Origin of the sequence: Limosilactobacillus alvi (assembly GCF_016900115.1) — a bacterium.
GTDB lineage: Bacteria > Bacillota > Bacilli > Lactobacillales > Lactobacillaceae > Limosilactobacillus > Limosilactobacillus alvi.
Map to the genome: position 1 here is coordinate 24,247 of NZ_JACJJQ010000017.1, position 12,647 is coordinate 36,893.

At 44.6% G+C, this 12,647-nt stretch carries 7 protein-coding genes; 6 read left to right on the top strand and 1 reads right to left on the bottom strand.

Features of this window, described 5'->3' with window-relative positions; genetic code table 11:
- Nucleotide 1 precedes the first annotated feature (1 nt).
- Together addA and H5993_RS04790 are read left to right on the top strand one after the other, a co-directional pair.
- Nucleotides 2-3,814 (top strand): helicase-exonuclease AddAB subunit AddA, encoded by a 3,813-nt coding sequence (gene addA / locus H5993_RS04785; RefSeq protein WP_204776446.1) that lies wholly within the window; start codon nt 2-4, stop codon nt 3,812-3,814.
- 68 nt (nt 3,815-3,882) lie between these two features.
- Complete coding sequence (locus tag H5993_RS04790) at nt 3,883-4,629, top strand: hypothetical protein (RefSeq protein WP_204776447.1); 747 nt, start codon at nt 3,883-3,885, stop codon at nt 4,627-4,629.
- A 364-nt stretch (nt 4,630-4,993) separates the two neighbouring features.
- Here H5993_RS04790 and H5993_RS04795 read toward each other — a convergent pair whose 3' ends face one another.
- Nucleotides 4,994-7,852, bottom strand: a complete 2,859-nt coding sequence (locus H5993_RS04795; RefSeq protein WP_204776448.1) for an LTA synthase family protein — start codon at nt 7,850-7,852, stop codon at nt 4,994-4,996.
- A gap of 489 nt (nt 7,853-8,341) precedes the next feature.
- On the opposite strand from H5993_RS04795, the gene H5993_RS04800 reads away from it, so the two are divergent.
- The 4 genes from H5993_RS04800 to pyrE all read left to right on the top strand — a co-directional run bounded on the left by H5993_RS04800 (nt 8,342) and on the right by pyrE (nt 11,962).
- Nucleotides 8,342-9,631, top strand: coding sequence for an adenylosuccinate synthase (locus H5993_RS04800; protein ID WP_204776449.1), 1,290 nt, complete (start codon nt 8,342-8,344; stop codon nt 9,629-9,631).
- A gap of 308 nt (nt 9,632-9,939) precedes the next feature.
- Entirely contained in the window at nt 9,940-10,482 is a 543-nt protein-coding gene (gene pyrR / locus H5993_RS04805) for a bifunctional pyr operon transcriptional regulator/uracil phosphoribosyltransferase PyrR (protein WP_180871164.1), read from the top strand.
- Between the two features lie 110 nt (nt 10,483-10,592).
- Complete coding sequence (gene pyrF / locus H5993_RS04810) at nt 10,593-11,315, top strand: orotidine-5'-phosphate decarboxylase (protein ID WP_204776450.1); 723 nt, start codon at nt 10,593-10,595, stop codon at nt 11,313-11,315.
- A gap of 2 nt (nt 11,316-11,317) precedes the next feature.
- A complete protein-coding gene (pyrE, locus tag H5993_RS04815) occupies nt 11,318-11,962 on the top strand; it encodes an orotate phosphoribosyltransferase (RefSeq protein WP_180871168.1) in 645 nt (214 codons plus the stop codon).
- Nucleotides 11,963-12,647 lie beyond the last annotated feature (685 nt).

The window sequence follows — 12,647 nt, forward strand, 5'->3', positions numbered from 1 at the left end:
TATGGCAGGTTTTAATCCGACTCCCAAACAAAAACAGGTGATTACCGACCAAGGAAAAGACATTTTAGTTTCAGCTTCAGCTGGGTCTGGGAAAACTGCAGTGCTTGTTAGGCGGGTCATCCAGCTCCTAAAAACGCATCCGGACCTTAATATCGACCAATTTTTATTGGTTACCTTTACTAAGGAAGCGGCTAAAAATATGCGCGATCGGATTCGTAGTAGCTTATTGGCAGAAAATAATGCGACTTTAAGAAAGCAGTTAAGTCGTCTTCCTTTAGCAAATATTAGTACGATTCATGCTTTTTGTGAGCAAGTAATTAAGCAATATTATTATGTTATCGGTCTGGATCCCAAGTATCGTCTCCTTACTGATGATACTGAAGAAAACCTTCTCCGGGATCAAGTTTGGAATGATTTACAAGAAGAATATCTGGCCAAGAACGGTGAATTTAAACGGCTCAAAGAAGCTTTTCAGGATCCCAAGAGTAATGTGGGAGAAGGTCTGGCTGATGTTGTAATTCGCTTAGACGAGATTGCAAATGCCCAAGCCCATCCCAATGACTGGCTCAAACAACTAATGGTAGCTTATCAAGTTCGGCCGGGCGCATTAATGGAAAGTCCATTCTTTCAAGCTTACGTTTTAAAGGCGATCTTCCAGGAGCTAGACCAACTTCGTCACGCCTTAGCTGATTTAATTGATACGATTCCAAATGATCCGGGCTTTGAAAGGGCTTTGATTGCGGTTCAAGCAGATAGTGATCAAGTAGAAGCAATTGCTGACCAATTAGAACAGGGGAATTGGGATGCGGCGGTCGAACTAGTGCAAAATCCAAAATTTAAAACCTGGGGAACTAAGGGCTTAGACGAAGCTGATAAAGCCTTAGCTGATGATTTGAAAGCCCAACGGGATGCTCTCAAGGACCAATTTAAGGCTAGCTTGCCAAAGTACTTGCTTGCTAGTGAGGCAGTGATGGAAAAGAGAATCCAAATCGCCGCCACTTACTTAGAGCAACTAGTTGCTGTTACCCAAGAATTCCGGCAACGGTATCAAGGGGTTAAGCAAGCGCAGCACCTCCTTGATTTCAATGACTTGGAACACTATACTTACCAGATTTTAACAACTGATTCAACCGAAGGACGGCAAGCTCAAGGCCAACTTCGGCATCACTATCGGGAAATTATGGTTGATGAATACCAAGATACGAATGGCATTCAAGATGAGTTGGTTAAGCAACTTCATGATCCAAAGTTCAATCATCTCTTTATGGTAGGGGATGTTAAGCAATCAATTTACCGTTTCCGGCAGGCGGACCCAACCCTATTTTTAGACCGTTATCGGGAGTATTCGGGACCAGCTACTGATAACGAGGCAATTGTATTGGCTGAAAACTTCCGTTCCATGGAAAGTGTGACCAGCTTTGTCAATTTGGTCTTTACACAATTAATGGACGAAAACTTAGGCGAAATGGCCTATGATGACGATGCCCAATTAAAGTACGCTGCTAAACGTTACGAGGCTGCTGATGAACCGCGACCAGCGACAGAAATGTTATTGTACAATGCTACGGAAAAAGACGAAGTCCCCGATCCGGCGGTTGAACACTACGTGGAACGTCAAGTTAACGATGCCGATGCTGGGGAAGTTTGGTTAATTGGCATGCGAATTCGGCAGATGCTTGACCGTCAGGAATTAATTTATGACCAAAAGACGGATCAAATGCGGCCAATTCAACCGCAAGATATTGCGATCTTAGCCCGGACAAAAACTTTGAATAACCAAATTGTGGAACAATTTGCCCGGTTGGAAATCCCGGTCGTTGTCCATGATGTTAAAAATTATTTCAAGGCTATTGAAGTTCAAACTGTCCTGGCTTTACTAAAGATCATTGATAATCCCGCCCAAGATATTCCATTAGTAACGGTTTTACGCTCGCCAATGTATGGATTTACGGAACGAGAATTAGCCTTTATCCGGATCCATCACCGGCATGATGATTTCTATGCAGCTTTGATCAAGGTAAAGGGAATGTTGGTAGAAACAGAGCAAAAAACAAAGTTACAGGCGGAATGGAAAGCTTGGGAAATGGAAGCTCCAACCGAAGTTGGTCCTAAGCCAACTGACTTTACTACCTTTGCTGGGAAAGTAATTACTTTTTTAAAGCAATTAGGCCATTTTCAGCAAGTTGCGGAACAACAAGCTTTGGCTGACTTAATATGGCAAATTTACCAAACGACCGACCACTTAGACTATGTTGCGGCGATGCCTGGTGGTAGTCAGCGTCAAGCTAACCTCCACGCCTTTTACCAACGAGCAAATGAGTATGAGCAAGGGAACTTTCGGGGATTATACCAATTCATTAATTTTATCGAACGCTTGCAACGACGCAATGATGATCTTGCTCAAGCGCCGGTTGAAGTGGTTGGGGATGCGGTTAACGTTATGACGATTCATGGGAGTAAAGGGCTCCAGTTCCCGGTGGTCTTCTTGGTTAATAGTAGCCACCAGTTTAACCACCAAAACCAAAGCGCCCCCATCATTGTTAATCCCCATGATGAGATGATCGGTTTACGATTTAGCGAGCCCTATCAAGGCGATCCGGTGATCCGGTACCGCTTTGATCTTCCCCAACGGGAGGTGGTTCTCCAATCCTTGACTAAACAGGAACGAGCCGAAGAAATGCGGCTACTGTATGTTGCTTTAACCCGGGCGGAACAACGATTGATTATTACGGCCGGAATTAAGCAGGATCCGGAAAAGTTGATTACAAATTGGAAAGCGGCAGCTAATGATCCAAAGCTTGTTTTAGGGACTAATGTGCGGCTAAAAGCGCATTCGATGCTCGATTGGTTAGGCATGACCCTTTGTCGGACAGGACTACTTTCACCAGCTCAATTTAATAGTGATGAAGCATGGCCAACTTTACCAGGGTTGAAAACCAAAGCTAAATTACAATTTAAAATCTATACCGCTAATCAAGTTGAAGCCGAATTAAATGCGCTTAAAGCTGTGCGAAGTGATCAAGCTTTAACAACGAAAAAGACGTCGTTAAGCCGGGAAGAACGGAACTTTATTAATCAGACGATGACGATGGTATATCCGTATGAGACGGCAACCCGGACGACGGCCTATCAATCGGTTTCGGCAGTAAAGGAAGTCTTTGCTAACCAAGATCCGGACGAGGCCAAGATGGGCCATGTAACCTTTAACCAGCAGGTTGCTAAAGAAGAAGGTCGTTATTTGCGGGGCGAGTTTGGTCAGCCAGACTTTATCAGTGCCGGACCAACCACTCCGAGTCCAACCTTAGTGGGGACGGCAACCCACTTAGTTTTCCAACAACTAGATCTGACAAAGGGTGAGGTGACTAAAGGCATGGTCACCACCTTAATCAAACATTTGGTAACAAGTGGGTTAATCGAAAGTGCCCAAATTGCTGAAAATGTTAATGTAGATGGCATTGTTAATTTTTATCAAACCGAGTTAGGACAACAGATCTTAGCAAACCCAACAGCCGTTGAACGGGAAAAGCCATTTTCGATGTTGTTAAATGGGCATAATCTTTTTACTAATTTACATCCCGAAGATGGGGAACTTTTAATTCACGGGATTATCGATGGTTATTTAACCACCCCGGATGGAATTATTATTTTTGATTACAAAACGGATGAATTAAAGTCAAAAGGAATTCAGGGAATCAAGGATCGTTATCAAGGACAGGTGCATTTATATGCCGATGCACTCCATCAAATGACGGGCCGGCCAATTTTAAAACAATATCTTTACCTAGTAAGAATTGGTGAATTAGTCGAAGTGTAGTATCCTTATAAGTGTGAATTCTTTTAGCGAAAAATAATTAATTCGTTTGAAAACTGGAGGAAATAATTGTGAAAAAAGTAGTACTACTATCAGCAACCGTCCTAGCCGGGATTGCCTTAGTAGGTTGTGGGAAAACTAGTAGCTCATCAAGTACCGATTCAGCGACTAGTAGTGAAATGACGGAACAATACACCAAAGCGGAATATGCGGTAATGGCTTACATGAAGACTGGGGATATTTCGGCTAAGGATTTGAAGAAGGATGCGGACAAGCTGACCTTAAAGCACAAGGGAAACAAGTACACCATTACCAATGATGTTCAATCCTTTGTTTGCGAAGTTAGCGGTAGCAAAGTTAAGGTGACCTTACAAGACGCCGACGGTAAAAAGCTAAGTACAGTTAGCTACACCAAGAAGGCTTTAGCGAAGAGCTACCAAAATGATCTGGAAGCAATTGACCGGGTGATCGCCAAGTTACAAGGTAAGAAGGATGAATCGTCTTCTTCATCTTCATCCTCATCTTCATCTTCTGAAGCAAGTAGCGATACAAGCAGTTCCCAAGCTTCAAGTTCGGCTAGTTCTTCGAATACTAGCTCTAGTAACCAGGGGAGCACCAGTTCACGAAGTGGTAATAATACGAGTGCCACAACTAGAAGTAGTAGCCGTACGAGAGGTAACGGTGGTGGCTACAATTACAATGGTTATAGCAATGGAGGTGGCGCTGGTATGGGTGGTACAACTCAAGCACCAACGGATACCACTGGTACCACGGGTGCGCCAGTTAACGATACCGGAACGGACGCTCCCGTAGATTAAGATTGATTCATTTTAAAGCTTGCTAATTAGGCCTTTCCTGCTATAGGGGGGCAGCCTAATTAGGAGCTTTTTTATTTTGGTGAAAAAAAACAAAGAGGGGCTGGGAAGAAACGTGCGTTTCTTCCCAGCCCCTCTTTCATCCCCGAATGTTACTCAGTAACTAAGGTCAAAGCAGTAGCTGAATGGCCGTTGCTTCCCTGACGGTCGCACCAACCGATTCCGCCTTGCATGGGCTCACAAATGCCAAACCAGTTGGCTAGTTCGCTCCAAATCACGGCCTTAGCGGATAAGTGCGAACGAAAGGTCGATTCTAATGAATCAATCTTCGTCCTTCTTATCCTAACCAGGCCGTCAAGGAGCTTTTTCACCTTCCCACTCGCGGTGGAATCGTCTTAATAAAGCGGTCGTGTAAAAGGTAGTGATGGCCGGCAGTTAAGTCGTATTGGACAAGTTGATAGTCGTGATAAAGTTGGCGTTGGGCTTTTGAGAGGTGCTGAACTTGATGGCCATGTTGGTCAATTAACTCAGCAGTATTCTCGTGGATCCGATTACTATGACTGACTTGGTTTAAGGTCAAGGTAATTGCGGGGAGTTGCTCATGAACTTTAGTTAAAAGCGCGTAGTAAGGCGTAACTTGCATATCCATCTGAGCGAGGGCCATGGCTGGAAATTCATTTGGACTAACAACCTTAGTCTTCGTTACCCGAGAGTGGTTTAGGCGTTGTGCGGCTGGATTGCTGTAGATGAAATAGTCGGTTTCGTGCATTACGAGGCCGTGGCTTTGCATTGAAACCTGGTGGTAAATCCCCGGAAGGTGGTCCCCGTACCAGACCACAGTTGTCGGTTGGGAACTCTTTTGAAGTCGCCCGATGAATTTTTGCAAAGCTTGGTCCGTATAGTTAACTCCTTGGGTGTAGGTTTGAATCGCGGTGTGATCATCCCCTTGCGCAGTTGAACCAGACACTTGGAAATGATTGGGATGGTAATAGTTATTGTATGGCATGTGATTTTGCATGGTTGCGACCTGGATAAACTGGTTGCCATGCTTTTTTTGAAGTTGCCAAAGAATTTGTTGGTAGGCTGACCAATCATCAATCCGCGGGCTAGTACCTAAATGATGGTGGTAACGTAAGTGATAACGACTTCCTAAGTAGTAAAAGGAGTTAAAACCAAACTTTTGGTAATCTTCTTTCCGGTTGTAAAGGTTTGCCGTGAAAGGATGAATCCCGGCGCTATAAGTAAAGAGTTGGTTAATAGTGACCGGATGGTGTTGGAAAGGAACTAGTTGTGAGTAGGGTGTTGGTAAGGTCGGGGAAAAGTTAACCACCGAAAGGCCGGTTAAGGCTTGGTATTCCATGTTAGCCGTCCCGCCACCGTAACCGGTACTAAGCATAAGGCCACTTGGGGTAGTAGCCTTTAACTTATCAAGATAAGGGGTGGGATTGGGATGGACTTCTAGCCCTGGGACCCGACGGGGATTAGCGAAACTTTCACTGAGGATAAAGACGAGTCGTTGCTTACCAAGGTGTCGATGGGAACGATGTAGGTTAAGTTGTTGGGCCGCAATTAAATAGCGATTTTCAATTACTTCCATCTGGTGCTTGGAATAACCAGCCTGTTTGTCCATGACCGTAACGTCAACGTTGTTCATAAATTGCAGGAGCGTTCCGTTAACTTTAGCCCCCCGGAGTTGGGCGTAAAAGTAGGGAATGTCGCCGGCTTGGTCCACGTAATGATGGCTCAAGGAATTGGGATGATTGATGTGGGTAAAGCTCAGGAGATAGCCTCCAGCGAGGATGAGACTAAGAATACGGGTGAACCAGTTGAATCGTCGCGTGGGACCCCAGTATCGTTCGAGCCAAATCAGACCAATTAGGACCACGATAATGATGATCCCGGCGCTGATGAGGATTAAGGGGTTAACCATGCTTAACATTTCTTGGGGGGCGGATAAAGTACTCAAGTCGGTGGGCAAAATTGGTTCTTGCCGGGCAGTAATCTTTAGTCCGGATGCTACTAACCAGCCCGCGTAGACGAGGATGGTTAAGCCACTTGATAACCACCATCGGTTAGTTAAAGCCATTAAGAGACCAGCAAAGGCCACGACGATTAAACAATTAATCGTTACTAACTTGGCTTGATGAATGACGACCCATTGCAGCATTGGTAACCGCCAGTCCCAAAGAAAACCAAAGGAGATAATGGTAAGCCCCCAAATGGTAATGCCAAAAATAAGGACTGGGATGATCCACGGTTGCAAGTGCTTGAGCCAGTTAAAAGTGAACTTTGGGCACTTGAGTTGATTGCCAAACTGAAGGATTAACCAACTTAAGTTTGCCCAGAGTAGATAGTAAGTAACGACTAGTAAGATAAACGGTAAGCGATGAAGGAGGAAGAGGAGGTTGGGGATGGCCAGCCAGGTTAATAAGAGGTTCCCACTAATTAAAAACGTTGGGGATGGCTCAAATCGAGTTGGGAGATTAACGCTGATTAAAAAAGCGGTGGTTAAAGTAAGGGGGGTAAAAATCGGGAGGGCGTTGGCATAATGAAAGGTCAATACTAGACCTTGGTGTGGGCTATAAGCGACCGGATTTTGACTCATCCAGGTGACTAAGCTCATTCCCAAAAAGCTCAGGATTACTAAACAGCCAAGGATAAAACGATGGTTGTGCCACCAGTTGAGTTTGGCCTGGGCGAGATAGTCTCCCCAGGCAAATAAGAAGCTAAACCACAGCCAACTGGTACCCTGACTAAATCCTAGCCAGGTGGTGTGACCAACTAATATTAAGCCAATTAAGAGTCCACTAATCCCCCAAAGGGAACATCGCCGTTGCTTAAATGAAAATTGATGAAGCCAAGTTTGAAGCGGGGTTTTAAACCAGATTAGGAGGGTATTTGACAGCCAAGCTAGGAAAATATTGGCAACCACAAAGTGTTCGGCACTTGGTGAGCTAGGGAGGACCTGGTTAATCAGAAGTAGACCTAAATTTAGGCCGGTTAGAGTTGCTTTTTGTCCATAACTTAGCGTTGTGGATTGATTATGTCCAATCAGGATCGGAAAAAGTATTACCCAGAGGCTCCCAGCATTTTTAATTAGCCAAAGGAGAGCAAAGGTAAGGCCGTGGGTGGTACTAAGGCCACTTTTGGTTACCATGGCAGTCGCTAAGAGGACTGGTAAGGCAATTAATCCCTGATAAAGTAATTTTCGGCGTGACGCAACCAAGTTAATTCCTCCTCAAATTAAATTCAACAAATTCCATTAAACCGAGAATTCAACCGTGAAGGTAGCGATAATCAGTGGGGAATGTTCACTGAAGAAACGGGAATTGTAAATTAGTGAAGGGTTAGGGAAAATTTTATTGGAAGGCCTTACGATTTAAAAAAGTTCGTTTTTATCGCGATCCAAGCGGGCTTTCAAAACCTTTTGAAGTCAATTTCCCCAATTAAAATTGAACGTTTGAAAAAGCTATCTTTAAAAACGTTCGAGAAAGTAGTTGAAAAATCCAAGGCGATTCGGTAGGATAATTAAGTAAGTATGTGCTTATGAGCGGTCACCGCTTGCTTAACGGCCGGATTGTGACCATCGTTCCTAAGTAACATGCTGCGGTGTAAGGGTAGGGATAAATTCAGATTTCTCACTCTTTAATTTTAGATCGTATTTGAAAGAAAACTGAGTGAGAATTTCGCTTAGTCATTAATGAGGTGGAAAAACATGGCATCTGTAGTAGTTGTTGGTAGCCAATGGGGTGACGAAGGAAAGGGTAAGATTACTGACTACCTTTGCCAGACCGCCACGATGGTCGTTCGGTCACAAGGTGGCAACAACGCTGGCCACTCAATTGTTTTTCACGGGAAAAAGTATGGCTTACGCTTAATGCCATCTGGAATTTTTGGGGATGACACCTTAGCCGTAATTGGTAATGGGGTGGTGGTGAACCCTAAGTCCTTGTTGGATGAAATTCATTACCTAAATTCTGAAGGGATTGCAACGGATAACTTGCGGATTTCTAACCGCGCCCACGTAGTGATGCCCTACCATGTTTTGTTAGATGAATATCAAGAAGCAGCAAAGGGTGACCACAAGGTTGGGACAACCAAGAATGGGATTGGCCCGGCTTATGTTGACAAAGTTGCCCGGGTTGGGATCCGGATGTGTGACCTGTTAGAAAAGGATACCTTTGCCGAAAAGTTGAAGCTTAACTTAGCCGAGAAGAATGCTTTGTTTACTAAAGTTTATGGCAAACCAGCCCTTGATTTTGACCAATTATTTGAAGAATTTTACGCTTACGGGCAAGAACTTGCCCAATACGTTACCGATACAGCAATCTTAGTTAATAAAGCTCTGGATAAGGGAGAACGGGTCCTCTTTGAAGGGGCGCAAGGGACGATGCTGGATATCGATGCTGGAACTTACCCTTATGTTACTTCCTCAACTCCAGTTGCTGGTGGGGCCGCTACGGGAGCTGGTGTTGGTCCAAACAAGCTCCAAACGGTTGTCGGGATCTGCAAGGCCTACACTACCCGGGTCGGGGAAGGACCTTTCCCAACCGAATTGTTTGATGAGGTTGGTGCTCAGTTACGGGAAACTGGTCACGAATACGGGACGGTAACTGGTCGGCCCCGCCGGATTGGTTGGTTTGATAGTGTTGCTATGCGCCATGCTGTCCGGGTCGATGGGATTAACTACTTATCCTTAAACCTCCTCGATGTTTTGACCGGTCAAAAGACGATTAAGATTGCGACCGCGTACGAGCTCGATGGTAAGCAAATTGACTTCTATCCGGCTAGTTTGAAGCAATTAGCCGCTGCTAAGCCGATTTACGAAGAATTGCCAGGTTGGGATGAAGATATCACCCAAGCTAAGCAAATTAGTGACTTACCAGCCAATGCCCAAGCCTTCTTAAAGCGAGTAGAAGAACTTACCCATGCAAAATTAGCCACTGTTTCAGTAGGCCCCGACCGGGATCAAACAATTATCGTAAATGATCCTTGGGAAGACTAACCACAAAAAATTTAGATAATTTGAGGATCAATCTGTGAATTCAACAACCTAAGATTAGTTTCTGGTAATCCCAAACTAGTTTTGGGTTGTTTTATTTTACGCCTAAATAAAAGTATGACCCTCGAACCGTGTAATTAGGTGTTGAGCGGCCTGTCGTACCAGATAAAAATCCAACCTTGGATAGTCCTAAGTTCAAATTCAGTAAAAACCTTTTACCATAGCGCCAATGAAATATTTGACACTCCTTGAAATGACGGGTACACTTGATCAAAATAAAGTCTTTTGTGTTGGGAAGGAGTGTTTCGATCGTGGCGCATGAAATCGTTGATGGTTCCAGTATGAAACGGGCGTTAACGCGGATTACTTACGAAATTATTGAGCAGAACAAAGGGGTAGACGACCTGGTCTTTGTTGGGATTAAGACCCGGGGAATTTACCTGGCTGAGCGCCTCGCTAAACGGATGGAACAACTGGAAGGGGTCAAGATTCCAGTTGGCTCCCTCGATATTACGCTTTATCGGGATGATCGCCATCAACCAAATCACCATGTAGAACCAACGGTCGAAAACGCGGATATCGCCGTTGATATTACTGATAAACACGTTATTTTAGTTGATGATGTGCTTTATACTGGGCGGACGGTACGAGCAGCCCTGGATGCCTTAATGGATTTGGGGCGGCCTAAGCGGATCTCTTTGGCCGTGCTAGTTGATCGGGGACACCGTGAATTACCAATCCGGCCGGACTTTGTTGGTAAGAACATCCCAACTTCAAATGCTGAAACGGTGCACGTGGCGGTTGAAGAATATGACGGTCACGAAGACATCTCAATCGATAATAATCAAGATTAATATCCACTATTTAATTTGCTCCAGAGAGGGTGACAATGGTGGGCGGCCTTTTTGCCACCCAAAAGCGGTCCTCTTTGGAGGAACGCTTTTTTTGAAACGGAGGAAGAAAAATGCAACGTTTTGCACCAATGGTCGCAATTGATGTGCCAACGAAGGAGGAGGCAGTCGCCTTATTTGACCAATTAGCAATGACCACGCCAAAACCAATTGTAAAGTTGGGGATGGAACTGTATTACACCGCGGGTCCTGAGATTATTAGCCTAGCTCGCCAACGGGGCTTTAAGGTCTTTGTCGATTTAAAGTTGTATGACATTCCCAATACGGTTGGTCGAGCAATGAAAGGCTTGGGAAAGCTTGGTGCATCTTTTGTAACTGTCCATGCAGCTGGGGGAAAAGAAATGCTTCAAGCCGCCCTTGACGGCTTACAAACTGGCGCCCAAGCCGCTAACCTGCCATTACCAAACCTCTTAGCGATCACCGAATTAACTTCGATCAACCAAAGGATTATGAATGAAGAACAGGGAATCCCGGGTGAGTTAGTAACGACTGTCCAACGGTATGCCAAATTAGCTGATAAAGTTGGTCTAGCTGGGGTGGTTTGTTCAGCCCAAGAAGTTGAAGCGATTCGGCAAGTAACGCGTGCTGATTTTTATTGTGTTACCCCGGGGATTCGACCGGTAGGGAGTGCCAAAGGTGATCAAAAGCGGGTAGTTACCCCGGCTCAGGCCCATCAATTAGGCGCCAATGCCATTGTCTGTGGGCGACCGATTACTCAAGCTGAATCAGTTAGTGATGCATATGAAGTAATTGCACAAGAATTTTTGGAGGGATAATCATGATTGGGCAACGCGAAATTGTAGCAAAAAACTTACTTGACATTAATGCAGTGACTTTACGGCCGAATGAACCATTTACCTGGGCAAGTGGATTAAAAGCCCCGATCTACACCGATAATCGCTTAACAATTTCTTATCCTTGGGTTCGGCGGAATATCTATATTGGGATGATTGACCGGATTAAGCATAACTTTGGGATTGAAAACGTGGATGTGATCGCTGGGACCGCAACAGCTGGGATTCCTCACGCTACTTTAGTTGCCGAACGTCTCCAAAAGCCATTGATCTATGTTCGCTCAAAGCCAAAGGATCATGGTCAAGGACGGCAAATTGAGGGAGTCCTTAAGCCCGGACAGAAGGTAATTGTAATTGATGATCTTTTATCAACCGGTGGCAGTGTATTAAATGCAGTCAAGGCTGTGCAAACCGCTGGCGGAGAAGTTCTTGGGGTTGTTGCTATCTTCTCATACGAATTACCAGCTTTGACGAAAAACTTTGCGGCTGTTGATTTACCATTCTATACCGTAACGAATTACAGTACCTTAATTGAGGAAGCTTTAAAACAAGGATTAGTAACTGACGAAGAAAAAACTTCTTTGCATGCTTGGCGAGAAGATCCGGAAACGTGGTCGGCTAAGCATTAAACTAGGCCGAAAAACGTTAGTGAGGCCGGGAAGAAACGCGCGTTTCTTCCCGGCCTTTCTTGCATCTCTGAATGTTACTCAGTAACTAAGGTCAAAGCAGTAGCTGAATGGCAGTTGCTTCCCTGGCGGTCGCACCAACCGATTCAGCCTTGCATGGGCTCACAAACGCCAAACCAGTTGGCTGGTTCGCTCCAAAGCACGGCCTTAGCGGATAAGTGCGAACGAAAGGCTGATTCTAATGAATCAACCTTTGTCCTTCTTATCCCAACCAGGCCGTCAAGGAGCTTTTTGCCCAACCTCAACGTTTTTAATTTTTTGAGGTATTTTTTGAAAAAGGTGTTGACGAAATGAAGGAAGACCGGTATAGTTATATATCGTTGTCACCGCGATAAAACGTTACGCGTTTGGTGATCAACACAAGATTGTTAAAACTTCTTATTGACAAGAAGTTGACAATTTGGTAATATATAAGAGTTGTCGCTGAGTGATGATTCAAGAGCTTCTCAAAAAAGTTCTTGACAAGTTCTTGAGCGGTTTGATATAATTATTAAGTCGCTGACTTATAGCGAACAACGGTAGACCTTTGAAAACTGAATAAAGTTTCGACGAATCAAATGTGTAGGGTCCTTGATCTTAATGATCGAGGCAAAACATTTGCGAAGTCAATTCGCTTAATTTATTTTTG

Bases quoted from the DNA above. Each gene is read 5' to 3' on its own strand.
- addA (WP_204776446.1), top strand. From the start codon at position 2: ATGGCAGGTTTTAATCCGACTCCCAAACAAAAACAGGTGATTACCGAC.
- pyrE (WP_180871168.1), top strand. From the start codon at position 11,318: ATGATTGGGCAACGCGAAATTGTAGCAAAAAACTTACTTGACATTAAT.
- H5993_RS04800 (WP_204776449.1), top strand. From the start codon at position 8,342: ATGGCATCTGTAGTAGTTGTTGGTAGCCAATGGGGTGACGAAGGAAAG.
- pyrF (WP_204776450.1), top strand. From the start codon at position 10,593: ATGCAACGTTTTGCACCAATGGTCGCAATTGATGTGCCAACGAAGGAG.